Source organism: Pseudomonas sp. WC1, from assembly GCF_050586565.1.
In the GTDB taxonomy this organism is placed as follows: domain Bacteria; phylum Pseudomonadota; class Gammaproteobacteria; order Pseudomonadales; family Pseudomonadaceae; genus Aquipseudomonas.
Genome location: NZ_JBOBDQ010000003.1, coordinates 95,387 through 119,137 on the forward strand (window position 1 = coordinate 95,387; position 23,751 = coordinate 119,137).

General features: G+C 64.3%; 20 protein-coding genes. 3 read left to right on the top strand and 17 right to left on the bottom strand.

Going from position 1 to position 23,751, the window contains the following annotated elements:
• Window positions 1-44: 44 nt before the first annotated feature.
• The gene (locus tag ACQ4OD_RS02095) at window positions 45-326 is read left to right on the top strand and encodes an HU family DNA-binding protein (RefSeq protein ID WP_004882926.1); all 282 of its coding nucleotides are present in this window, start codon (window positions 45-47) and stop codon (window positions 324-326) included.
• Between the two features lie 47 nt (window positions 327-373).
• Here ACQ4OD_RS02095 and rlmF read toward each other — a convergent pair whose 3' ends face one another.
• The 5 genes from rlmF to ACQ4OD_RS02120 all read right to left on the bottom strand — a co-directional run bounded on the left by rlmF (window position 374) and on the right by ACQ4OD_RS02120 (window position 6,771).
• Window positions 374-1,324 (bottom strand): 23S rRNA (adenine(1618)-N(6))-methyltransferase RlmF, encoded by a 951-nt coding sequence (gene rlmF / locus ACQ4OD_RS02100; RefSeq protein ID WP_139669033.1) that lies wholly within the window; start codon window positions 1,322-1,324, stop codon window positions 374-376.
• 119 nt (window positions 1,325-1,443) lie between these two features.
• Complete coding sequence (locus tag ACQ4OD_RS02105; RefSeq protein WP_102682970.1) at window positions 1,444-4,290, bottom strand: valine--tRNA ligase; 2,847 nt, start codon at window positions 4,288-4,290, stop codon at window positions 1,444-1,446.
• A 128-nt stretch (window positions 4,291-4,418) separates the two neighbouring features.
• Window positions 4,419-4,793, bottom strand: a complete 375-nt coding sequence (locus ACQ4OD_RS02110; protein ID WP_198754427.1) for a DNA polymerase III subunit chi — start codon at window positions 4,791-4,793, stop codon at window positions 4,419-4,421.
• A 5-nt stretch (window positions 4,794-4,798) separates the two neighbouring features.
• Entirely contained in the window at window positions 4,799-5,227 is a 429-nt protein-coding gene (locus ACQ4OD_RS02115) for a DNA polymerase III subunit chi (protein ID WP_198754428.1), read from the bottom strand.
• Window positions 5,228-5,277: 50 nt separating this feature from the next.
• Window positions 5,278-6,771: a leucyl aminopeptidase gene (locus ACQ4OD_RS02120; protein ID WP_110699880.1), complete on the bottom strand. Its 1,494-nt coding sequence runs from the start codon at window positions 6,769-6,771 to the stop codon at window positions 5,278-5,280.
• Window positions 6,772-7,065: 294 nt separating this feature from the next.
• On the opposite strand from ACQ4OD_RS02120, the gene lptF reads away from it, so the two are divergent.
• Entirely contained in the window at window positions 7,066-8,181 is a 1,116-nt protein-coding gene (gene lptF / locus ACQ4OD_RS02125) for an LPS export ABC transporter permease LptF (RefSeq protein ID WP_102682966.1), read from the top strand.
• Window positions 8,174-9,235: an LPS export ABC transporter permease LptG gene (lptG, locus tag ACQ4OD_RS02130; RefSeq protein ID WP_023632477.1), complete on the top strand. Its 1,062-nt coding sequence runs from the start codon at window positions 8,174-8,176 to the stop codon at window positions 9,233-9,235. The genes lptF and lptG overlap by 8 nt, the downstream gene beginning before the upstream one ends.
• Before the next feature lie 82 nt (window positions 9,236-9,317).
• On the opposite strand, the gene ACQ4OD_RS02135 is transcribed toward lptG, so the two are convergent.
• From ACQ4OD_RS02135 to arcD, 12 genes are all read right to left on the bottom strand, one after another.
• Window positions 9,318-9,806, bottom strand: coding sequence for an RDD family protein (locus ACQ4OD_RS02135; protein WP_046854298.1), 489 nt, complete (start codon window positions 9,804-9,806; stop codon window positions 9,318-9,320).
• 92 nt (window positions 9,807-9,898) lie between these two features.
• Window positions 9,899-10,111, bottom strand: a complete 213-nt coding sequence (locus ACQ4OD_RS02140) for a cold-shock protein (protein ID WP_139669039.1) — start codon at window positions 10,109-10,111, stop codon at window positions 9,899-9,901.
• Between the two features lie 348 nt (window positions 10,112-10,459).
• Entirely contained in the window at window positions 10,460-11,581 is a 1,122-nt protein-coding gene (gcvT, locus tag ACQ4OD_RS02145; protein ID WP_430943811.1) for a glycine cleavage system aminomethyltransferase GcvT, read from the bottom strand.
• A 26-nt stretch (window positions 11,582-11,607) separates the two neighbouring features.
• Complete coding sequence (locus tag ACQ4OD_RS02150; RefSeq protein ID WP_430943812.1) at window positions 11,608-12,984, bottom strand: L-serine ammonia-lyase; 1,377 nt, start codon at window positions 12,982-12,984, stop codon at window positions 11,608-11,610.
• A gap of 59 nt (window positions 12,985-13,043) precedes the next feature.
• Entirely contained in the window at window positions 13,044-15,899 is a 2,856-nt protein-coding gene (gene gcvP / locus ACQ4OD_RS02155) for an aminomethyl-transferring glycine dehydrogenase (protein WP_430943813.1), read from the bottom strand.
• 9 nt (window positions 15,900-15,908) lie between these two features.
• Window positions 15,909-16,292, bottom strand: a complete 384-nt coding sequence (gcvH, locus tag ACQ4OD_RS02160) for a glycine cleavage system protein GcvH (protein WP_277501844.1) — start codon at window positions 16,290-16,292, stop codon at window positions 15,909-15,911.
• A gap of 303 nt (window positions 16,293-16,595) precedes the next feature.
• Window positions 16,596-18,104, bottom strand: coding sequence for a sigma-54-dependent transcriptional regulator (locus tag ACQ4OD_RS02165; RefSeq protein ID WP_258599948.1), 1,509 nt, complete (start codon window positions 18,102-18,104; stop codon window positions 16,596-16,598).
• Window positions 18,105-18,209: 105 nt separating this feature from the next.
• Window positions 18,210-18,578, bottom strand: a complete 369-nt coding sequence (locus ACQ4OD_RS02170; RefSeq protein ID WP_031315061.1) for a DUF5064 family protein — start codon at window positions 18,576-18,578, stop codon at window positions 18,210-18,212.
• Between the two features lie 56 nt (window positions 18,579-18,634).
• Complete coding sequence (arcC, locus tag ACQ4OD_RS02175) at window positions 18,635-19,564, bottom strand: carbamate kinase (RefSeq protein ID WP_102682959.1); 930 nt, start codon at window positions 19,562-19,564, stop codon at window positions 18,635-18,637.
• 82 nt (window positions 19,565-19,646) lie between these two features.
• Window positions 19,647-20,657, bottom strand: coding sequence for an ornithine carbamoyltransferase (locus ACQ4OD_RS02180; RefSeq protein ID WP_046854307.1), 1,011 nt, complete (start codon window positions 20,655-20,657; stop codon window positions 19,647-19,649).
• Between the two features lie 68 nt (window positions 20,658-20,725).
• Window positions 20,726-21,982, bottom strand: coding sequence for an arginine deiminase (gene arcA, locus ACQ4OD_RS02185; RefSeq protein ID WP_139669056.1), 1,257 nt, complete (start codon window positions 21,980-21,982; stop codon window positions 20,726-20,728).
• A gap of 32 nt (window positions 21,983-22,014) precedes the next feature.
• On the bottom strand, window positions 22,015-23,442 hold the full coding sequence (gene arcD, locus ACQ4OD_RS02190) for an arginine-ornithine antiporter (protein WP_102682957.1): 1,428 nt from the start codon (window positions 23,440-23,442) through the stop codon (window positions 22,015-22,017).
• Window positions 23,443-23,751: the final 309 nt, after the last annotated feature.

Below are 23,751 nucleotides of genomic sequence, written 5' to 3' on the forward strand. Positions count from 1 at the left end.
GCACGCTGCACAACCACTGAATTTGATAGGGAAGGAACACCACCATGGCACTGACCAAAGACCAACTGATTGCCGATATCGCTGAAGCCATCGACGCGCCGAAAACCACCGCGCGTAACGCCCTGGAGCAACTGGGCCAGATCGTCGCCGACCAACTGGAAAACGGCGCCGAAATCACCCTGCCAGGCATCGGCAAACTGAAAGTCACCGAGCGTCCTGCCCGTACCGGCCGCAACCCTTCGACTGGCGCTGCCATCGAAATCGCTGCCAAGAAAGTCGTCAAGTTCGTTCCAGCCAAAGTGCTGACCGACTCGATCAACAAGTAATTGTTGATTTGACGAAACCGCGCCCGGCTTGCCCGGGCGCGGTTTTTTCATGCCCGTGATTTACGCAGGGCGTGCCATTGCTGGCGTGTGCCATCGTCCTGGAAGCTCCAGGCGACCATGCGGCTCTGCTTCTGCCCCTGGCCCATCTCGACGATGCGCAGGGCCTTCACCCCGGCCTTTTTCAAGGCTGCCTCGATACCCGGCAGGTTGCTGGCCTTGGACACCAGGCTGGTGAACCACAGCACCTGGGCCGCGTACTGCGCGCTTTCGGCGACCAACTGGGAGACGAAGCGGATCTCGCCACCTTCGCACCACAGTTCATTATTCTGCCCGCCGAAGTTCAGCACCGGCAGCTTGCGCTTGGGGTCCTGCTTGCCGAGGTTCTTCCATTTGCGCTGGCTGCCGCGCGTGGCTTCCTCGCGCGAGGCGTGGAAGGGCGGGTTGCACAGGGTCAGGTCGAAGCGCTCGTCGGCCTGCAGCAGGCCGCTGAGGATGTGCTTGCGATCCGCTTGCAGGCGCAGGCCGATGGCCTTGTCGAGCTTGTTGGCCTGGACGATGGCCTTGGCCGAGGCCAGTGCCACACTGTCGATGTCGGAGCCGGTGAAGCGCCAGCGGTAGTCGCTGTGCCCGAGCAGGGGATAGATGCAGTTGGCGCCGACGCCGATATCCAGGGCGTGCACCTGGGCGCCGCGGGGGATTTCGCCGCCGTTGTCTTCGCCCAGCAGGTCGGCCAGCACATGGATGTAGTCGGCGCGGCCGGGAATCGGCGGGCACAGGTAGTCGGCGGGGATGTCCCAGTGCTGGATGCCGTACTGGGCCTTGAGCAGGGCGCGGTTGAACACCCGCACGGCTTCAGGGTTGGCGAAGTCGATGCTGGGTTTGCCGTAGGGATTGGTGATGGTGAAGCGGGCCAGGTCCGGATGCGCCTTGATCAGGGCGGGGAAGTCGTAGCGGCCCTGGTGGCGGTTGCGCGGGTGCAGGGTGGGTTTCTGGGTCATGGTGGGGTCCTGAAAAAGCATCGCCGGCAAGCCGGCTCCCGCAGGATAGTGCAGTACCTGTGGGAGCCGGCTTGCCGGCGATGGGCTGCGAAGCAGCCCCCTATGGCTTCACGTTTGAATTACAGCGCAGCAATCCGCGCATGCTGTTCGGTGAAGTTGGCCAGGGCCTGCTCCGATTCGGCCAGCTTGGCGCGTTCCTTCTCGATCACCGCAGGCGGGGCCTTGTCGACGAAGGCGGCGTTGGACAGCTTGCCGCCGACGCGCTGGACTTCACCTTGCAAGCGCTGGATCTCCTTGCTCAGGCGCGCAAGCTCGGCGTCCTTGTCGATCAGGCCGGCCATCGGCACCAGCACTTGCAGGTCACCCACCAGGGCGGTGGCCGACAGCGGTGCTTCGTCCTGCTCGCCGAGCACGGTGAACGACTCGACCTTGGCCAGCTTCTTGAGCAGGGCTTCGTTTTCCTGCAGGCGACGCTGGTCGTCGGCGTTGGCGTTTTTCAGGAACAGTGGCAGCGGCTTGCCCGGGCCGATGTTCATCTCGGCGCGGATGTTGCGCAGGCCGACCATCAGTTCCTTGAGCCACTCGATGTCGCCTTCGGCGGCGGCGTCGATGCGGCTCTCGTTCGCTTCAGGCCATGGCTGCAGCATGATGGTCTTGCCGTCGATGCCGGCCAGCGGCGCGATGCGCTGCCAGATCTCTTCGGTGATGAACGGCATGAACGGGTGGGCCAGGCGCAGCGCCACTTCCAGCACGCGCACCAGGGTGCGGCGGGTGCCACGGGCGCGCTCGACCGGGGCGTTCTCGTCCCACAATACCGGCTTGGACAGCTCCAGGTACCAGTCGCAGTACTGGTTCCAGATGAACTCGTACAGGGCCTGGCTGGCCAGGTCGAAGCGGAACTGCTCGAGCTGGCGGGTGACCTCGGCTTCGGTACGCTGCAGCTGCGAGATGATCCAGCGGTCAGCCAGCGACAGCTCGTAGGCCTCGCCGTTCTGGCCGCAGTCCTCGCCCTTGTCCAGCACGTAGCGGGCGGCGTTCCAGATCTTGTTGCAGAAGTTGCGGTAGCCTTCGACGCGGCCCATGTCGAACTTGATGTCACGGCCGGTGGAGGCCAGCGAGCAGAAGGTGAAGCGCAGGGCGTCGGTGCCGTAGCTGGCGATGCCTTCAGGGAACTCGGCCTTGGTCTGCTTGGCGATCTTCTCGGCGAGCTTGGGCTGCATCATGCCGCTGGTGCGTTTTTCCAGCAGGGCGTCGAGGGTGATGCCGTCGACGATGTCCAGCGGGTCGAGGACGTTGCCCTTGGACTTGGACATCTTCTGGCCCTGGCCATCACGTACCAGGCCGTGCACATAGACGGTCTTGAACGGTACCTGCGGGGTGCCGTCCTCGTTCTTGATCAGGTGCATGGTCAGCATGATCATCCGGGCGACCCAGAAGAAGATGATGTCAAAGCCTGTGACCAGCACGTCGGTGGAGTGGAACTTCTTCAGGAACTCGGTCTGTTCCGGCCAGCCCAGGGTGGAGAAGGTCCACAGGCCCGAGCTGAACCAGGTGTCGAGCACGTCGTCGTCCTGGCGCAGCTTCACATCGCTGCCCAGGTTGTGCTTGGCGCGCACTTCGGCCTCGTCGCGGCCGACATAGACCTGGCCGGCCTCGTCGTACCAGGCTGGGATGCGGTGGCCCCACCACAGTTGGCGGCTGATGCACCAGTCCTGGATGTCGCGCATCCATGAGAAGTACATGTTCTCGTACTGCTTGGGCACGAACTGGATGCGGCCGTCTTCGACGGCAGCGATGGCAGGCTCGGCCAGCGGCTTGGTAGAGACGTACCACTGGTCGGTCAGCCATGGCTCGATGACGGTGCCGGAGCGGTCGCCTTTCGGCACCTTCAGGGCGTGGTCGTCGATGCTGACCAGCAGGCCTTGGGCGTCCAGGTCGGCAACCATCTGCTTGCGCGCGACGAAGCGGTCGAGGCCGGCGTACTGGGCTGGCAGCGAGGTGTCGAGCTGCTCGTTGACGCTGCCGTCGAGGTTGAACGCCTGCACCGCGGCCAGCACGGTGGCGTTCTTGTCGAAGATGTTCAGCAGCGGCAGGTTGTGGCGCTTGCCGACTTCGTAGTCGTTGAAGTCGTGGGCCGGGGTGATCTTCACGCAGCCGGTGCCGAATTCGGGGTCGCAGTAGTCATCGGCGACGATCGGGATCAGGCGGCCGACCAGCGGCAGTTTGACGAACTTGCCGATCAGGGCCTGGTAGCGCTCGTCGGTCGGATTGACGGCAACGGCGACGTCACCGAGCAGGGTTTCCGGACGGGTGGTGGCAACCACCAGGTGGTCCTTGCCGTCGGCGGTCTTGGCGCCGTCGGCCAGCGGATAGCGCAGGTTCCACAGGTGGCCCTTCTCGTCGTGGTTTTCCACTTCGAGGTCGGAGATCGCCGTGTGCAGCTTGGTGTCCCAGTTGACCAGGCGCTTGCCGCGGTAGATCAGGCCGTCTTCGTGCAGGCGCACGAAGGCTTCCTTGACCGCTTCGGACAGGCCGTCGTCCATGGTGAAGCGCTCGCGGCTCCAGTCCACCGACGAGCCCAGGCGGCGGATCTGGCGGCTGATGTTGCCGCCCGACTGGTCCTTCCACTCCCAGACTTTCTCCAGGAATTGCTCACGACCCAGGTCATGGCGGTTCTGGCCCTTGGCCTCGAGCTGGCGCTCGACCAGCATCTGGGTGGCGATACCGGCGTGGTCGGTGCCCGGCTGCCACAGGGTGTCGCGCCCTTGCATGCGGCGGAAACGGATCAGGGCGTCCATGATCGCGTTGTTGAAGCCGTGGCCCATGTGCAGGCTGCCGGTCACGTTCGGCGGCGGGATCATGATGGTGTAGGACTCGCCTGCACCTTGTGGGGCGAAATAGTTCTCGGACTCCCAGGTGTTGTACCAGGAAGTTTCGATGGCGTGCGGCTGGTAGGTCTTATCCATGCGCGGCGGGACCCTTAGGCATTAATTCGGGAAAGCCGGGAAGTATAACCAAGCTGCGCGTTTCAAGACAGGTGTAGCGGGCAAGCCCGCTGGTGGGAGCGGGCTTGCCCCGCGATGCGGACGAAGGGTTACTCGGAACGCTTGAGCAACCGCTCCAGCCGCGCGTCGAGGCGGCGCTTGATCTCGGTCTCGATGTGCGGGGTGAAGTCGTTGATCACGTCTTGCATGATCGACTGCGCCGCGGCGCGCAGTTCGGCGTCCAGATGCAGCAGGGTGTCCTGGCGGCGGGTCTGGGCATCCTCTTCAGGTGCCGGAGTCGGTGCCGGTGCCGGTGCTGCAGCAGGCGCTGCGGCGCTCGGCTCGTCGAGCAAAAGGGGAATCTGCTCCACGGTTTCGGTGAGCAGGGGCGGTTGCAGGTCGGCGTCGCCCAGCAGCTCGCGGATCGACTCGAGGTCGTCGAGCAGGTGGGCGGAATGGGTGAGGGAGTTCAGCTGCTTGTCCATCGTCGTCAGAGTCGCTGTAAGCGGTGGTCTTGCAGAGCATAGCCCTGTTCGCGGTAGAAACGGAATCGCTCGCGAGCGGCCAGGCGGATGGCCGGCTCCTCGACGACGATTTCGGCGACCCGTTCGAACTGGCCGACGAAGGCCGGAACCTCGCTTCCCAGGTTGATCAGCAGGTCGCGGTGTTGGCCAGCATCGTTGCCGACACCCAGCGCGACAACGGCGTCCGGGTGCTGTTCGGCATGGTCGTGGGGTACGAAGGCCTCGCCCTTGAACTGCCAGAGGCGCAGGTCGAGTTCGCTGCGCTGCATCTCGTCCTGGCAGTGCAGATAGACCCGGTGGCCGAGGCGCCAGGCCTTTTCGCACAGCTTGCAGGCGAAATCCAGGCGCACCGACAGCGAGTCGCTGGGCAGGATGTAGAAATCGACTTTGCTCATGATTGTTCAGTGCCAGCCGGTGGCGCGTGGGCGCCACCGGCTGCGCGCCATCAGGCGCCGGCGCGGTCCAGCAGGTACTGGGTGAGCAGCGGTACCGGGCGGCCCGAGGCGCCCTTGTCCTTGCCGCCGCTGATCCAGGCGGTGCCGGCGATGTCCAGGTGCGCCCAATGGTAGGCCTTGGCGAAGCGCGACAGGAAGCAGCCGGCGGTGATGGTGCCGGCCTTCGGGCCACCGATGTTGGCGATGTCGGCGAACGGGCTGTCCAGCTGCTCCTGGTACTCATCGAACAGCGGCAGTTGCCAGGCGCGATCGTCGGCGCGCTTGCCTGCGTCGAGCAGTTGGCCGACCAGCGCGTCGTCATTGCCCATCAGGCCGGAGGTGTGGCTGCCCAGGGCGACGATGCAGGCGCCGGTCAGGGTGGCGATGTCGATCACCGCCTGCGGCTTGAAGCGTTCGGCGTAGGTGAGGGTGTCGCACAGCACCAGACGGCCTTCGGCGTCGGTATTGAGGATCTCGACGGTCTGCCCGCTCATGGTGGTGACGATGTCGCCGGGGCGGGTGGCGCCGCCGCTCGGCATGTTCTCGGCGCAGGCCAGCAGGCACACCAGGTTGATCGGCAGCTGCAGCTCGAGCACGGCGCGCAGGGTGCCGAACACGCTGGCGGCGCCGCACATGTCGTACTTCATCTCGTCCATGCCGGCACCGGGCTTGAGGCTGATGCCGCCGGTGTCGAAGGTGATGCCCTTGCCGACCAGCACGAACGGTTTTTCGCTCTTCTTGCCGCCCTGGTAGTTGAGCACGATCAGCCGCGGAGGCTGGTCGCTGCCCTGGCCCACGGCGTAGAACGCGCCCATGCCCAGGTCCTTGATCTTCTTCTCGTCCAGCACCTCGACCTTGAGGCCCTTGTGCGCCTTGCCCAGGTCCTTGGCCTGTTCGGCGAGGAAGCTCGGGTGGCAGACATTCGGCGGCAGGTTGCCCAGGTCGCGGGTGAAGGCCATGCCGGTGGCGATGGCGCTGGCATGCTTGACGGCGCGCTCGGCCTCGGGCTGGCCGGCCTTGGCGGTGAGCAGGGTGACTTTCTTCAGGGCGCGCGGTTCGGCCTTCTGGCTCTTGTAACGGTCGAACACGTAGTTGCCGTCGAGCAGGGTCTCGGCCAGCAGGCGGTATTTGCCGTAGTGGCCATCGCGGCCGGTAACGGCGATGTCGTCCAGGGCCAGCACGGCGTCGCCGCCACCCAGGCCTTTGAGCACGCCGGCGACGCTGGCCACCAGCTTGCGCCAGGCGCGGTCGCCGAGGGCTTCGTCCTTGCCGCTGCCGACCAGCAGCACGCGCTCGGCCTTCAGGCCCGGCAGGCTGTGCAGGAGCAGGGTCTGGCCCGGCTTGCCGGCCAGGTCGCCGCGCTTGAGCAGCGCGCTGATGGCGCCTTCGGTGGCCTGGTCGACGGCCTTGGCGGTGGCGCCGAGCTTGCGGCCTTCACCGACGGGTACGACCAACGTCGCGGTCTTGACGGATACAGCGGCTACGCTTTTTACAACCAATTCCATGTCTGGGGTCCCCGAATGATCTGTCTGTCAGTGGGCGCTGTCTTTCGCAGGCGCTCGGAATTCGCGGCTGACGGGCGCTGCCTGCCAGCGGAAAAGCTGCCAGTTTGAGCCCGCCGCGACCACGATGACAACCCCGATATGCGCCATGCTGCGCGGCCAAGTGACAGGCGCCGTCAATCACAGGATAATGCGCGCACTTTTACATGGAGGTTCGCCTTGGCGAACCGGCATTGGTCTTGGCTGTCCGAATCGTTCGTCTGGCTTTGAGCCCCTGACAACCCAGGAGTGTCTGGTTTGATCGTCTTTCGTTATCTGTCCCGCGAGGTCCTTGTGACCTTGAGCGCCGTCAGCGCTGTGCTGCTGGTGATCATCATGAGCGGGCGCTTCATCAAGTACCTGGCCCAGGCGGCCCAAGGCATGCTCGACCCGGGCGTGCTGTTCATGATCATGGGGTTCCGCCTGCCGGGCTTCCTGCAACTGATCCTGCCGCTGGGGCTGTTCCTCGGTATTCTGCTTGCCTATGGCCGGTTGTATCTCGAAAGCGAGATGACCGTGCTCTCGGCCACTGGCATGAGCCAACAGCGCCTGCTGGCCGTGACCATGGTGCCGGCGGCACTGGTCGCCCTGCTGGTGGCCTGGCTGAGCCTGAGCCTGGCCCCCCTGGGGGTTGCCCAGGTGCAGAAGATCATCGCCCAGCAGGACACCCTGACCGAGTTCGACACCCTGGTGCCGGGCCGTTTCCAGACCCTGCGCGATGGCTCCCGGGTGACCTACACCGAGCAGCTGTCCGATGACCGCATCAACCTGGCGGGCGTGTTCATCTCCGAGAAGCGCTTCAACCAGGACAAGACCAAGGACCGCGCGCCTTCGGTCCTGGTCGCCGAGAAGGGCCACCAGGAAGTGCAGGCCGACGGCAACCGCTACCTGGTGCTGCAGAACGGTTACCGCTACGACGGCAATCCCGGCCAGGCCGACTACCGTGCGATCAAGTACGACACCTATGGCGTGCTGCTGCCAAAGCCGGAGGTCGCCGAGGAGGTGACCGAGCGCGAGGCCATCCCGACCTCCGACCTGTTCGGGCACCAAGGGCTGCGTGAGCGCGCCGAGCTGCAATGGCGCCTGTCGCTGCCGCTGCTGGTGTTCGTGGTTACCTTGCTGGCGGTGCCGCTGTCCCGCGTCAACCCGCGCCAGGGCCGCTTCCTCAAGCTGCTGCCGGCGATTCTCCTGTACATGGCCTATCTGACAATGCTGATTTCCGTGCGTGGCGCCCTGGAGAAGGGCAAGTTGCCTCTCTCGCTGGGTATCTGGTGGGTCCATGGCCTGTTCCTGCTGATCGGCCTGGCGCTGATGTACTGGGAGCCGCTGCGTCTCAAGCGCGCCGCTCGCCGTGCGGAGGTGGCCCGTGGTTAAACTCGATCGCTACATCGGCCAGAGCGTGCTGCTGGCCATTCTCGCCGTGCTGGGCATCATCCTCGGCCTGGCCTCGTTGTTCGCCTTCATCGATGAGATGGGCGACCTGAGCGACACCTACACGGTCATGGACGCCAGCAGCTTCGTGCTGCTCACCGCGCCGCGCCGGCTCTACGACATGCTGCCTATGGCGGCGCTGATCGGCTGCCTGATCGGCCTGGGCAGCCTGGCCAGCAGCAGCGAGCTGACCATCATGCGCGCCGCCGGCGTGTCCATCGGTCGCATCGTCTGGGCGGTGATGAAGCCGATGCTGGTGCTGATGCTGGTCGGCTTGCTGATCGGCGAATACGTGGCCCCGGTGACCGAGAACAAGGCCCAGGCTGACCGTTCGCTGGCCCAGGGCGGAGGCGAGGCGCAAAGCTCCAAGCGCGGCATGTGGCACCGCCAGGGCGAGGAATTCGTGCACATCAACTCGGTGCAGCCCAATGGCCTGCTGCTGGGTGTGACCCGCTACCGGTTCGACAGCGAGCGCAAGATCCAGACCTCCAGCTTCGCCCGCCGGGCGCAGTACGTCGATGGCAAATGGATGCTCAACGACGTGGCCACCACCTACTTCCGCGGTGACCATACCGAAGTGGTCAAGAGCCCCGAAGAGGTGTGGGACGTGTCGGTGACCCCTGAGCTGCTCAACACCGTGGTGCTGGCACCGGAGTCGCTGTCGATCACCGGGCTGTGGGACTACATCCACTACCTGTCCGATCAGGGGCTGAACAACGCGCGCTACTGGCTGGCGTTCTGGACCAAGGTCCTGCAGCCGGTGGTCACCGCGGCACTGGTGCTGATGGCGATTTCGTTCATCTTCGGTCCGCTGCGTTCGGTCACCCTGGGCCAGCGCGTGTTCACCGGTGTGCTGGTGGGCTTCGTGTTCCGCATTGCCGGGGAGCTGTTGGGCCCATCGAGCCAGGTGTTTGGCTTCCCGCCGCTGCTGGCGGTGGTGATCCCGGCCGGTATCTGTGCGCTGGCGGGCTTGTGGTTGATGCGCCGGGCCGGCTGATAGGCCGGAACCCATGAAAAAGCCGACCTCAGGGTCGGCTTTTTCATGGGTGCTTTTCGCGCAGGCCTGATGCCCGCGCAGCTCACTTCTTGCGCTTGGGCAGGCGTACCAGCTGGGTCTCGGAATAGATGTCGTGCCAGCTGCGTTTACGTTTGTCGAACAACGACCAGATGAAACCCAGCCCCAGGCACAGCCATGAGGCGATCGACACCACGAAACGCAGCAACGCCTGCCAGAGGCTGATGGCGCTGCCATCGGCGTTCTGCACGCGCATGCCCCACACCTGCATGCCGAGGGTCTGGCCGCCGTGGGTCCAGAACTTGGCGAAGAAGCCGAACAGGGCGAACAGCAGGATCGTCGACAGCAGCGGGTCGCCGTCCAAGGCACCGGCCTCGGTCAGCTCGCGCATGCGCGCCTCGCCGATGATCGCCATCTGGATCATCTTGTAGGCGCCGGCAGTCACGATCAGCAGGGCGGTGCACAGCAGGAAGTCGTAGAACATCGCGGCCAGGCGACGGCCCAGGCCGACCGGCGGGAAATCACCCTGGGGGTTGAGCAGTGGCTTGGACATGCATGACAGCTCCAGATGGCAAAGGCCCATTCTATGGAATTGCGCGCACAAAAAAGCCCCTGTGCGTCAACACAGGGGCTTTTTTCAGGAAGTCACGCTTCTGGAATGACTTCGTCAGCTTGCATGCCTTTCTGGCCTTGCACAGCGATGAAGGTCACTTTCTGGCCTTCCTTGAGGCTCTTGAAGCCGTTGCCTTGAATGGCACGGAAGTGAACAAACAGATCAGCACCGCTTTCTGGGGTGATGAAGCCGTAACCTTTTTCGTCATTGAACCACTTGACGGTACCGTTCTGACGCTCAGCCATTGTCTTATTTCCTATGAAGCTTAAATATTGATGACAGTTTCTTTCACACTTTTTGTAAGTGAAAGACTACTGGGCTGGGTTGCAGGAAAGTAAGAGACGTCGAACGGGTTGTAGCAGATTGCGGCTACTGGCCCAGGTCACGAACTGTTGCGACCCATGCAAACACAGTGCAGTGACTCTACGCCAACTGCCGAGCGAAAAACAAGCCCTCGCGACGAGCGAAAATCAGGCTTTTTCCGATCACCGACCGATTTGTCGGAAACGCCGTGGCGCCTGGCCTGGCGCTATGTTCAGAAGTTATTGGGCAGGTTCGAAAACGAATATGTCGAGCCTGCCCAAACCACTCATTCAGCCACGGTAGTAACGCTGTGTCACGAAAGGCATTTTGCTGACTTTCATGGCAACTTGCTTGCCGCGCACCATTGCAAACAGCGGGGTGTCCAGCGTGGCGTGTTCGTTATCGACATAACCCATTGTGACCGGCGCGCCGAGCGTCGGGCCGAAGCCGCCGCTGCACACCTCACCGACCACTTCGCCTGCCGCGTCGACGATCTGCGCGCCTTCACGCACCGGGGTGCGCTCCTGGGGCAGCAGGCCGACACGCTTGCGTGCCACGCCTGCCTGTTGCTGGGCAAACACGGTCTCGGCGCCCGGGAAACCACCGGCACGCGCGCCGTCGGCCCGACGCACCTTGGAAATGGCCCACAGCAGGCTGGCCTCGATCGGCGTGGTGGTGGTGTCCATGTCGTGACCGTACAGGCACAGGCCGGCTTCCAGGCGCAGTGAGTCGCGTGCGCCAAGGCCGATTGGCTGTACCTCTGGCTCGGCCAGCAGACCGCGCGCCAGCGCTTCGGCCTTGTCGGCCGGCACGGAGATCTCGAATCCGTCCTCACCGGTGTAGCCCGAGCGGCTGATATAGCAGTCGGCGCCGAGCAGTTGAACAGGTTGGAACTGCATGAACGTCATCTTCGCCACCGCAGGTGCCAGGCGCTCCAGCACCTTGACCGCCGCCGGACCTTGCAGGGCCAGCAGGGCGCGTTCCTCGAACAGCGGCTGGATCTCGCAGCGGCTGCCGATGTGCTGGCGCAGGTGGGCCAGGTCTTGGTCCTTGCAGGCGGCGTTCACCACCAGGAACAGGGTGTCGTTGCCGAGGTTGGCGACCATCAGGTCGTCGAGAATGCCGCCCTCGGCATTGGTGAACATGGCATAGCGCTGCATGCCTACCGGCAGGTCGATGATGTCCACCGGCACCAGGGTTTCCAGGGCCTTGGCGGCGTCGTTGCCGCGCAGGATGATCTGGCCCATGTGCGAAACGTCGAACAGGCCGGCCTGCTCGCGGGTGTGCAGGTGCTCCTTGAGCACGCCCAAGGGGTATTGCACGGGCATGTCGTAGCCGGCGAACGGCACCATGCGCGCGCCCAGTTCCAGGTGCAGGGCGTGCAGCGGGGTCTTGTGCAGTGTTTCGGACATCGGTGACTCCTCGGTTTTTATTCGGGTCAACATTCGATGATGTTGACGGCCAGACCGCCGCGGGCGGTCTCTTTGTATTTGCTTTTCATGTCGGCGCCGGTCTGGCGCATGGTGCGGATGACCTTGTCGAGGGAAACGTAGTGCTGCCCGTCGCCGCGCAGGGCCATGCGCACCGCGTTGATCGCTTTCACCGAGCCCATGGCGTTGCGCTCGATGCAGGGCACCTGGACCAGCCCGCCAATGGGGTCGCAGGTCAAGCCCAGGTTGTGTTCCATGCCGATCTCGGCGGCGTTCTCCACTTGCTGCGGGGTACCGCCCATCACTTCGCACAAGGCGCCTGCGGCCATGGAGCAGGCCACGCCGACCTCGCCCTGGCAGCCCACCTCGGCCCCGGAGATCGACGCGTTCTCCTTGTAGAGAATGCCGATCGCCGCGGCAGTGAGCAGGAAGCGCACCACCCCGTCCTCGTTGGCGCCGGGCACGAAGCGCATGTAGTAGTGCAGCACCGCGGGGACAATGCCGGCCGCGCCATTGGTCGGTGCCGTGACCACGCGACCGCCGTAGGCGTTTTCCTCGTTCACCGCCAGGGCGTACAGGTTGACCCAGTCGAGCACCGACAGCGCATCACGCAGGCTGGCTTCCGGATGCCGGCTGAGCTGGCGGTACAACGCCGGAGCCCGGCGCTTGACCTTCAGCCCGCCAGGCAGGATGCCTTCGTGCCGGCAACCGGCCTCCACACAGTCCTGCATCACCTGCCAGATGTGCAGCAAGCCGGCACGGGTCTCGGCTTCGGGGCGCCAGGCGGCCTCGTTGGCCAGCATCACCTGGCTGAACGGCAGGTGCTGCGCGGTGCAGTGGCCGAGCAATTCCTTGCCGGTCTTGAAAGGGTAGGGCAGTACGGTGCTGTCCTCGACGATGCGGTCATGGCCCGCCGCATCCTCGTCGACCACGAAGCCACCGCCCACCGAGTAGTACTCGCGGCTGCGGATCTGCAGGCCGGCGGCATCGAAGGCGCGGAAGATCATGCCGTTGGGGTGGTAGGCCAGCGGTTTGCGGATCATCGCCAGGTGCTGCTTTTCGACGAAGGCGATGTCGTGTTCACCGAGCAGGCTGAGCCGACCGCTTTCACGAATGGCTTGCAGGCGTGCGGGGATGGCTTCGGTATCGACGGTGTCCGGATGCTCGCCTTCCAGGCCAAGCAGCACGGCCTTGTCGCTGCCGTGGCCCTTGCCGGTGGCACCGAGCGAGCCATACAGCTCGACCTTGACCGTGGCCGTGCTGGCCAGCAGGCCATCACGACGCAAGCCTTCGGCGAAGCGCGCGGCGGCACGCATCGGGCCGACCGTGTGCGAGCTGGAGGGGCCGATGCCGATCTTGAACAGGTCGAAGACGCTCAAAGACATGCTGCTTCCTCCTGATGATGGCCAGTAAGCCCATTGGGGCGCGCAGCGGCCCCACCCGATCAGACGTCCTGATAGCTCTCGATCGACGGGCAGGCGCAGACCAGGTTGCGGTCGCCGAACACGTTGTCGACGCGGCCGACTGGTGGCCAGTACTTGCCTTCCACCAGGCTCGGCAGTGGGTACACCGCCTGCTCACGGCTGTAGCCGTGGGCCCATTCGCCGGCCAGTTCCGCCGCGGTGTGCGGGGCGTTCTTCAGCGGGTTGTCGTCCTTGTCCAGGCTGCCGTTCTCGACCGCGCGAATCTCTTCACGGATCTGGATCATGGCGTTGCAGAAGCGATCCAGTTCCTCTTTCGACTCGCTTTCGGTCGGTTCGATCATCAGCGTGCCGGCCACCGGGAAGGACATGGTCGGGGCGTGGAAGCCGAAGTCGATCAGGCGCTTGGCGACGTCGTCGACACTGATGCCGCTGGTGTCCTTGAGCGGACGCAGGTCGAGGATGCACTCGTGCGCCACCAGGCCGTTGCCGCCGGTGTACAGCACAGGATAGTGCTCTTCCAGGCGACGGGCGATGTAGTTGGCGTTGAGAATCGCCATCTGCGAGGCGCGCTTGAGGCCCGCGCCACCCATCATGCGAATGTACATCCAGGTGATCGGCAGGATGCTGGCGCTGCCGAACGGTGCGGCGCATACCGCGCCCTGAGTGTTTTCCAGCTGGGCATGGCCCGGCAGGAACGGCGCCAGGTGCGCCTTGACGCCGATCGGGCCGACGCCCGGGCCGCCACCGCCGTGGGGGATGCAGAAGGTCTTGTGCAGGTTCAGGTGCGAGACGTCGCCGCCGAACTTGCCGGGGGCGCACAGGCCGACCATGGCGTTCATGTTGGCGCCGTCGATGTACACCTGGCCGCCGTTGTCGTGGATGATCGCGCAGATCTCGCCGATGGCTTCCTCGAACACGCCGTGGGTCGACGGGTAGGTGATCATGATCGCTGCCAGGCGTTCGCGGTGTTCGATGGCCTTGGCGCGCAGGTCGTCGATATCGACGTTGCCGCGTGCGTCGCAGGCGGTCACCACCACGCGCATGCCGGCCATGTGCGCGGTGGCCGGGTTGGTGCCGTGGGCCGAGGACGGGATCAGGCAGATGTCGCGGTGGCTGTCGCCACGGCTGCGGTGGTAGGCGCGGATCGCCAGGAGGCCTGCGTACTCGCCTTGGGAACCGGCGTTGGGCTGCAGCGACACGGCGTCATAGCCGGTGGCGGCGCAGAGCATGGCTTCCAGCTCGCTGGTCATCTGCAGGTAGCCCTGGCTTTGCGCGGCCGGGGCGAACGGGTGCAGGTTGCCGAACTCGGCCCAGGTCACCGGGATCATCTCGCTGGCGGCGTTGAGCTTCATGGTGCACGAGCCGAGCGGGATCATGCTGCGATCCAGGGCCAGGTCCTTGTCGGCCAGGCGGCGCAGGTAGCGCATCAGCTCGGTTTCGCTGTGGTAGCGGTTGAACACCGGGTGCTCGAGGATCGCCGACTGGCGCAGCAGGCCGGCCGGCAGGCGCACGGCGACGGTGTTGGCCAGGGCGGTGAAGTCAGGGCTGGCCTGGCCGTTGGCAAACAGCTGCCACAGGGCCTCGACATCGGCTTGGGTGCTGGTTTCGTCCAGCGACAGGCCCAGCTGGGCGGCGTCGACCTGGCGCAGGTTGATGCCCTGGGCGCGGGCCTTGTCGTGCAGCGCGCCGGTGCTGTCACCGGTGGCCAGGGTCAGGGTGTCGAAGAAATCACCGGTGACGACCTTGATGCCCAGCTTGGTCAGGCCGGTAGCGAGGATCGCGGTCAGCGCATGGGTGCGCTCGGCAATGCGCTTGAGGCCGGAAGGGCCGTGGTACACGGCGTACATGCTGGCGATGTTGGCCAGCAGCACTTGGGCGGTGCAGATGTTGCTGGTGGCCTTCTCGCGGCGGATGTGCTGCTCGCGGGTCTGCATGGCCAGGCGCAGGGCCGGCTTGCCGAAGCGGTCGATCGATACCCCGACCAGACGGCCCGGCATGTCGCGCTTGAAGGCGTCGCGGGTGGCGAAGTAGGCCGCGTGCGGGCCACCGAAGCCCAGCGGCACGCCGAAGCGCTGGGCGCTGCCGATGGCCACGTCGGCGTCGAACTCGCCCGGCGGGGTGAGCAGGGTCAGGGCCAGCAGGTCGGCGGCCACGGCCACCAGGGCGCCTGCGCCGTGCAAGCGCTGCACCACCTCGCGGTAGTCGAACACGTCACCGTTGCTGGCCGGGTACTGCAGCAGGGCGCCAAAGAAGGCGCTGACGTCGCCCAGTTCGCGCTCGTCGCCCACCACCACTTCGATGCCCAGGGGTTCTGCGCGGGTGCGCAGCACGTCGAGGGTCTGCGGGTGGCAGTGCACGGAGGCGAAGAAGGCATGGCTGGCCTTGTTCTTCGACAGGCGCTTGCAGAAGGTCATGGCTTCCGCGGCGGCGGTGGCCTCGTCGAGCAGGGAGGCGTTGGCGATCGGCAGGCCGGTGAGGTCGCTGATCAGGGTCTGGAAGTTCAGCAGCGCTTCCAGGCGGCCTTGGGAAATCTCCGGCTGGTACGGGGTGTAGGCGGTGTACCAGGCCGGGTTCTCCAGCAGGTTGCGCAGGATCGGTGCCGGGGTGTGGGTGTTGTAGTACCCCTGGCCGATGTAGCTCTTGAACAGCTGGTTCTTGCCGGCGATGGCTTTCAATGCGGCTAGGGCATCGGCCTCGCTCTGCCCGTCGTGGCTGCCGAGCACGCTGGTGCCCTTGATGCTGTCGGGGATGACCGCGGCGGTCATGGCTTCCAGCGAGTCGAAGCCCAGGGTCGTGAGCATGGCCTGCTCGTCAGCGGCGCGTGGGCCGATGTGGCGGGCGATGAATTCGTTGGCGGTGCCGAGGTTGATGGTCATGGCGATTCCTCAGGCGTCGTCGTTGGCTTTGAGCAGGCGGTCGTAGGCATTCTGGTCGAGCAGGGCTCCGACTTCAGCCATGTCGGCAGGCTTGAAGCGGAAGAACCAGCCTTCGCCCAGCGGGTCTTCGTTGACCAGCTCGGGGCTATCGTTGAGGCCTTCGTTGACCGCGACCACTTCACCGGTCAGTGGCATGTATACGCCGCTGGCGGCCTTGACCGACTCCACGGTGGAGGCTTCGGCGCCCTTGTCGTACTGCTGCAGCTCCGGCAGTTGCACATAGACCACATCACCCAAGGCGTTCTGGGCGTAGGCGGTGATGCCCACTGTGACGCTGCCATCGGCTTCGACGCGCAGCCATTCGTGATCTTCGGTGAAACGCAACTCGCTCATGGGAATTCCTCGGGAAGCAGGGGCGTTGGGCGCGGTAGGTTCCGCGCTCTTAAGGTTGGAATTCCCTTAGCAATAATGCGGCCAGTCTTAAAAAGACTTATAAATCAGATAGTTAGTTTATGAATGCAATCGATTTGTCATTTTTGTGGAATGAAATCGATACAGGAGGAGGGTGATTCAAAAGCGTTGTGGGATCAAACCCTTGTGCACAGGCACCCAGATGGATGTGTAGCGAATTCGGTACGATGTAATGATTTCAATACGGCCTGCTTCCGGGGGCAAGACTGGTCCGGCGAAGCGGCATCAGGCCTTGTTTGGAATACCGTACTTGCGCAAGCGCTGGGCTATCGCGGTATGCGAGGTTTGCAAGCGCCCCGCCAACTGCCGCGTCGAGGGATAGCTGGCATACAGGCGTTGCAGCAACTCCCGCTCGAAATCCCCCACTGCCTGTTCCAGGCTCGCTACCTCGCCATCCTGCCCCCGCGCGACCGAGGTGCCGGCGATGTCCAGATCGCCGATATCCACCACATTGCTTTCACAGATGGCCGCGGCGCGGAAGATCACGTTCTGCAACTGGCGCACGTTGCCAGGCCAAGGGTTGGCCAGTAATGCCGGGTGTGTAGCGGGTGCGAGCCGGCAGGGCGGGCGCTGGATCTGGGTGCAGGCCTGCTGCATGAAAAATTGCGCCAGCGACAGGATGTCCTGGCCGCGCTCGCGCAGTGGCGGCACCTGCAGGTTGAGCACGTTGAGGCGGTAGAACAGGTCTTCACGGAAGGTGCCCTCGGCGACCATGCGCTCGAGGTCGCGGTGGGTGGCGCTGATGATGCGCACATCCACCTTCACCTCGCGGTCGCCGCCGACGCGGCGGAAGCTGCCGTCGCTGAGGAAACGCAGCAGTTTGGCCTGCAGGTACGGCGACATCTCGCCGATCTCGTCGAGGAACACCGTGCCCTGGTTGGCCAGCTCCATCAGCCCAGGCTTGCCGCCGCGCTGCGCGCCGGTGAAGGCGCCCGGGGCGTAGCCGAACAGCTCGCTCTCGGCCAGGCTCTCGGGCAGTGCCGCACAGTTGAGGGCGAGGAACGGCGCGGCATGGCGGCTGCTGATGGCGTGGCAGGCGCGCGCCACCAGCTCTTTGCCGGTGCCGGTTTCGCCATTGACCAGCAGCGGCGCGTCGAGGGCCGCCACGCGCAGGGCGCGGGCCTTGAGGGTGCGAATCGTCGGGGAGTCGCCGAGCATGGCGTCGAAGCCTTCGGCGTGGTCGTGGTGCAGGGCCGACAGGCGCTCGCCCATGCGGTTCGGTGGGTACAGCGTCAGCAGGCCGCCGGCATGGGTGATCGGTGTGGCGTCGAGCAGCAGGCTCTGGCCGTTCAACTGCATTTCGCGCATGGGCAGGTGGAAATTGTTGTCCAGCAGGGCCTGGAGCAGGTCGGGGTCGCCGAACAGCTCGCCCACCGAACGCCCGGCGGACTCACGTCCGCACAGGGCGATCAGCGCCGGGTTGGCCAGCAGCACCTTGCCGGCACTGTCCACCGCCAGCACCGGGTCGCTCATGGCGGCGAGCAGGGCGTCGAGTTGCAGGTGCCGGCGTTGGCCGGGGAGGATGTCGACCACTTCCACCGATTGCACGCCGCGTACCTCGAACAACGCGTCGTGCAGCTCTTCGAGCACGGCGGGGCTCAGGGTCGGGGCGTCGATGTAGACGTTCGGCGGGACCATCTCCACGGCATCAAGGTTGAGGTTGCGGGCGCCGAGCAGGGCCAGGACTTCCTGGGTGATGCCGACGCGGTCGATGAAGCTGACGTGGATGCGCATGGGGAGATCGGGGCAGTGGCCAAGCGAGTGCGCCAGTATGCCTTGGGAAGGGCGCTAAACCCAATCGCGGGGCAAGCCCGCTGCCACGAAGCCCCGCGATTGGACTCAGCCCAGATGCTCAGGCTTGATCGAATCGCCTGATTTCACATCGAGCTTCTGGCGAATGTCTTCGAACATGTAGTCGTAGAGCTTGTGCGGCGAACCGAGACTCTCGAACTTCTTCGGCGCTGGCAGGTACGACTGGGCCTTGCGGCTCAACTGCATCAGAAAGCTCGGCAGCACCTGGTCCTTGGCCAGGAAGAACTTCTCATCGACGGCCTTGCCCTCGATGTGGCCATGCATGCGGAACTGGATGCCGCGGCCTTCGCTGGGATCCGACACGGCCTCGTAGTCGATGCACAGGTCGTAGCTGTGGTCGTTGGTGTTCAGCGCGGTGCGCTCGATATGCACGTGACCGGGTTGATACTGGGCCATGGCGAGGTCCTCCGGAAGGTTGAAAACGGCCGGTGCCAGGCACCGGCCAACTGCGTTCAACGGTAGCTGATTCCCGGCTTGGCGGTGGAAACGCGGGTACCGGCGGTGCCTTTGACGATGTCCTCGATGTTCTCCAGCGAGCTGATGACCGCGACCTTGCCGGTATGCCGGGCGAAATCGCAGGCGGCCTGCACCTTCGGCCCCATGGAGCCGGCGGCAAAGCCCAGCTTCTCGAGCTCGTCGGGGTGCGCCTGGGCGATGGCCTTCTGGGTCGGCTTGCCGAAATCGATGTACGCCGCATCGACGTCGGTGGCGATGATCAGCAGGTCGGCTTCCAGCTGTTCGGCCAGCAGCGCCGAGCACAGGTCCTTGTCTATCACCGCCTCGATGCCCTTGAGCTTGCGGTTTTCGTCGTACATGGTGGGGATGCCGCCGCCGCCGGCGCAAATCACGATGCTGCTTTTTTCCAGCAGCCACTTGATCGGGCGGATCTCGAAGATGCGCTTGGGTTTCGGACTGGCCACCACCCGGCGGTACTTGTCGCCGTCTGGCTTGACCACCCAGCCTTTGTCCTTGGCCAGGCGCTCGGCCTCGTCCTTGGCGTACACGGGGCCGATGAACTTGGTCGGGTCCTTGAACGCCGGGTCGTTGGCGTCCACTTCAACCTGGGTGAGCAGCGTGGCGAACGGCACCTCGAAGTCCAGCAGGTTGCCCAGTTCCTGTTCGATCATGTAGCCGATCATGCCTTCGGTTTCAGCGCCAAGCACGTCCAGCGGATAGGCTTCATCTGGCTTGTACGACAGCCCCTGCAACGACAGCAGGCCGACCTGCGGCCCGTTGCCGTGGGCAATGACCAGTTCGTTGCCGGGATGGATCTTGGCGATCTGTTCGGTGGCGGTGCGGATATTGGCGCGCTGGTTGTCGGCGGTCATCGGTTCGCCGCGGCGCAGCAGGGCGTTGCCGCCCAATGCAACAACGATACGCATGGGGAATGTCCTTCAGAAAGACTATGGGGCGGACCCGTGGGAGCGGCGCACCGCCGCTCCCACAAAAGCCCTTGGTCGGGGGTTACAGATCAGCCAGGGTCGACACCAGGATCGCCTTGATCGTATGCATGCGGTTTTCCGCCTGCTCGAAGGCGATGCACGCCGGCGACTCGAACACGTCATCGGTCACTTCGATGCCGTTGGCCAGGTGCGGGTACTGTTCGGCGATCTGCTTGCCGACCTTGGTGTCGGAGTTGTGGAACGCCGGCAGGCAGTGCATGAACTTGGTGCGCGGGTTGCCGGTGGACTTCATCAGCTCCTTGTTCACCTGGTAGGGCAGCAGTTGCTGGATACGCTCGCCCCAGGCCTCGACCGGCTCACCCATCGATACCCAGACGTCGGTGTGGACAAAGTCGACGCCCTTGACCGCAGCTTTCGGGTCTTCGGTCAGGGTGATGCGCGCGCCGCTTTCTTCTGCGTACTTTTTGCAACGCTCGACCAGGTCGTCATGCGGCCACAGCGCCTTGGGCGCGGCGATGCGCACGTCCATGCCGAGCTTGGCGCCGATCAGCAGCAGCGAGTTGCCCATGTTGTTGCGGGCATCGCCCAGGTAGGCGTAGCTGATGTCGTGCAGTGGCTTGTCGCTGTTTTCGCGCATGGTCAGCACGTCGGCGATCATCTGGGTCGGGTGATACTCGTCGGTCAGGCCGTTGAATACCGGCACGCCGGCGAACTTGGCCAGTTCCTCGACGATCTCCTGCTTGAAGCCGCGATACTCGATGGCGTCGTACATGCGCCCGAGCACGCGGGCGGTGTCCTTCATGCTCTCCTTGTGGCCGATCTGCGAGGAGTTGGGGTCGATGTAGGTGACGTTGGCGCCCTGGTCGTAGGCGGCGACTTCGAAGGCGCAACGGGTGCGGGTCGAGGTCTTCTCGAAGATCAGGGCGATGTTGTTGCCCTTCAGGTGCTGCTGCTCGGTGCCGGTGTACTTGGCGCGCTTGAGGTCGCGGGACAGGTCCAGCAGGTAACGCAGCTCGCGGGTGGTGTGGTGTTCGAGGCTGAGCAGGTTACGGTTGTGGATGTTGAACGCCATGATGATTCTCCTTGAGTTCGGTAATCCCCCGGCCGCCGCTGGGTGAGCACGGCCGGGGTGATGGACGTTTAGTAGTCGATAGGGTCGCGCACGATCGGGCAGGTCATGCAGTGACCGCCGCCGCGGCCCCGGCCCAGTTCGCCGGCGCTGATGGTGATGACTTCGACCCCGGCCTTGCGCAGCAGGGTGTTGGTGTAGGTGTTGCGGTCATAGCCGATGACCACGCCGGGCTCCACGGCCACCACGTTGTTGCCGTCATCCCATTGTTCGCGCTCGGCGGCGAAGCTGTTGCCGCCGGTCTCGACCACGCGCAGTTTCTTGAGGTTGAGCGATTCGGCCACCACTTCGATGAACGATTTGTTCTCGCGGCGCACGTCCATGCCGTAAGGCTTGCTGCTATCCGGACGAATCACGAACGGCACGATTTCCTTGACCACTTCGGGGAAGACGGTGACCAGGTCGCGGTCGCAGAAGCTGAACACGGTGTCCAGGTGCATGGCGGCGCGGGATTTCGGCAGTCCGGCGACCACCACCTTCTCCACCGCGCCCTTGGCGAACAGCGATTGCGCCAGTTGGCCGATTGCCTGGCGCGAGCTGCGCTCACCCATGCCGATCAGCACGACACCGTTGCCGATCGGCATCACATCGCCACCTTCAAGGGTGGCCTTGCCATGGTCCTTGTCCGGGTCGCCGTACCAGACTTCGAAGTCGGCATGGGTGAACTCTGGGTGGAACTTGTAGATGGCGCTGGTCAGCAGCGTTTCCTGGCGTCGCGCCGGCCAGTACATCGGGTTGAGGGTGACGCCACCATAGATCCAGCAAGTGGTGTCACGCGTGAACTGGGTATTGGGCAGCGGATCGAGCAGGAAACTGGAGTGGCCGAGGTAGTCGCGGTACATCTTGATCACGCTCGCGCCTTCGCTGTCGGGCAGGTCTTCGCCTGCCACGCCGCCGATCAGATACTCGGCCAGCTTGCGTGGCTCAAGCCCTTCGAGCCAGCTGCGCACTTCGTTCTTCAGGCCGATGCCAACAGTGTCGTCGGTGATTTTGCGGTCGAGGATCCATTTCAGCGCTTCGGGGTTCTGCACGGTCTCGGTCAGCAGGTTGTGCATTTCCAGGACCTCGATGCCGCGTTCACGCATCTTGGTGACGAAGTCGAAATGGTCGCGCTTGGCCTGGTTGACCCAGATGACGTCGTCGAACAGCAGCTCGTCGCAATTGCTTGGGGTCAGCCGTTGGTGCGCCAGGCCCGGGCTGCAGACCATCACTTTGCGCAGCTTGCCGGCTTCGGAATGTACGCCGTATTTCTGTTTCTCAGTGGACATGGTGAATCCTCCTGTAATGCGAAGACATGGGTTCAGAGCGTCAGGAAGCCGTCATACAAGCCGTAGGCAGCCACCAGGGCGCCCGCGACCACGGCGGCGAAGATCAGTTTTTCCACGCTGGTGAAGATTGGCTGGCCGACCTCGCGTTTGGCCTTGGCGAACAGGATCGCGCCAGGGGCATAGAGCAGCGCCGAGAGCAGCAGGTACTTGACGCCACCGGCGTACAGCAGCCAGATCGCGTAGAGCAGGGCGATGCCGCCGATGATCAGGTCTTTCTTGCGTTCGGCCAGGGCCTGTTCGTAGGTTTCGTTGCGCCAGGCGAGCAGGAAGGCATAGGCCGCCGACCACAGGTAAGGCACCAGGATCATCGAGGTGGCGAGGTAGATCAGCGACAGGTAGGTGCTGTTGGAGAACAGGGTGATGACCAGGAAGATCTGCACCATGGCGTTGGTCAGCCACAGGGCGTTGGCCGGTACATGGTTGGCGTTCTCGCGGCGCAGGAACTCCGGCATGGTGTGGTCCTTGGCGGCGGCGAACATGATCTCGGCGCACAGCAGCACCCACGACAGCAGGGCGCCGAGCAGCGAGATGATCAGGCCGACGCTGATCAGCACCGCGCCCCAGTGGCCCACCACATGTTCAAGCACGGCGGCCATCGACGGGTTCTGCAGCTTGGCCAACTCGGGTTGGGTCATCACGCCCAGCGACAGCACGTTGACCAGCACCAGGAACAGCAGCACGGTGACGAAGCCGATGACCGTGGCCTTGCCGACGTCGGAGCGTTTTTCCGCACGGGACGAGAAGATGCTCGCGCCCTCGATGCCGATGAACACCCACACCGTGACCAGCATCATGTTGCGCACCTGGTTCATCACGCTGCCCAGCTCCGGTGTGCCCACGGCCCAGATATCCGCGGTGAACACATCGAGCTTGAAGGCGAACAGGCAGATCAGGGCGAACAGGGCCAGCGGCACGACCTTGGCCACGGTGGTGACCAGGTTGATGAACGCGGCTTCCTTGATGCCGCGCAGCACCAGGAAGTGCACGGCCCACAGCAGGACCGAGGCGCCGATCACTGCCGCCGGGGTGTTGCCCTCGCCGAAGATTGGGAAGAAATAGCCCAGGGTGCTGAACAGCAGCACGAAGTAGCCGACGTTGCCCAGCCAGGCGCTGATCCAGTAGCCCCAGGCCGAGGAAAAGCCCATGTAGTCACCGAAACCGGCCTTGGCGTAGGCGTACACACCGCCGTCTAGGTCGGGTTTGCGGTTGGCCAGGGTCTGGAACACGAAGGCGAGGGTGAGCATGCCCACCGCGGTGATGGCCCAGCCGATCAGCACGGCGCCGACACCGGCGCTGGCGGCCATGTTTTGCGGTAACGAGAAGATCCCGCCACCGATCATCGAACCCACTACTAGTGCAACAAGCGCACCCAGTTTTAGTTTTCCGGGAGAATCAGACATTTATCGACTCCGTACCAGGAGAAAGTTGACCTCAGAATAAATCTGACGCCTGGATCATTCGCTGACTTAGATCAGTTCATGCCAGCATGAAGGTAAGAAAATTCCCTCATGCGTCTCCTGGAGGATGCCGACAGCTTCGTTGCAGGCCTTGTGCGCTGGCACCTCCATGTCCTTCTGGAGCAAACGCCCCGTTCTGCCTGCGAACCATGAAGTTAGTCTCTTTTGGGGGTTTCGCAAATTTTTCACAGTAAATAGCGACGCATTTAGGTGAGGGTTGAGATAGTTCGCAACTGCCACTTTTATCGGTCG